Raw genomic sequence first — 549 nt, 5'->3', positions numbered from 1 at the left:
CTGTGGCGTATTCAATTTGCTGCTCAAGAGCAAACGCTTTGGCATCACACCCTTTTAGCTCTTCTTGAGCGACAGTAGGAAGCGAAATAGCCATCGTTAACGCAGCACCACAAATCACGGCTTTCATTTTAAACCTCTCCAGTAAATACAGCTCGCGCCCTCAAATGGGGGCGCATAAAAATAGGTCAACATCATTGGCAAACGCATTTCGCTCGCCGAATGTTTCAAGGTCGAGGAAGTTAAGATTCTGCGCTTTGCTTGTTGTATTCAATCGAATTGATGAACCACTCTTTGTCACCTTCCGGCGTTCGAACGGTAAATTCTTCATCCACTTGCTTTTTCAACATGGCTCTGGCCATAGGGGAATCAATGGAGATGTAATCTTTGGCATCGCCATATATTTCTTCTGGCCCCACAATGCGGAACTTCTTCACATCACCAGCTTCGTTTTCAATCTCGACCCAAGCACCAAAAAAGACTTTGCCTTCTTGTTGAGGTGAGTAATCTACGATGGTGACTTCAGGTAAAAACTTTCTGAGAAAACGAACG

Annotated in this window: 1 protein-coding gene; it reads right to left on the bottom strand. The window is 44.8% G+C overall.

Annotated elements, in window-relative coordinates; all coding sequences use genetic code 11:
- Positions 1-239: 239 nt before the first annotated feature.
- Positions 240-549, bottom strand: a 310-nt coding sequence (locus R7Q11_RS28600; RefSeq protein WP_225467278.1) for a GreA/GreB family elongation factor, incomplete at its 5' end; no start/stop codon positions are given.

This window comes from Vibrio sp. 970, from assembly GCF_033339075.1.
Note: the sequence above shows the minus strand (reverse complement) of the source record. Positions and strands in the feature narration are given on the sequence as shown.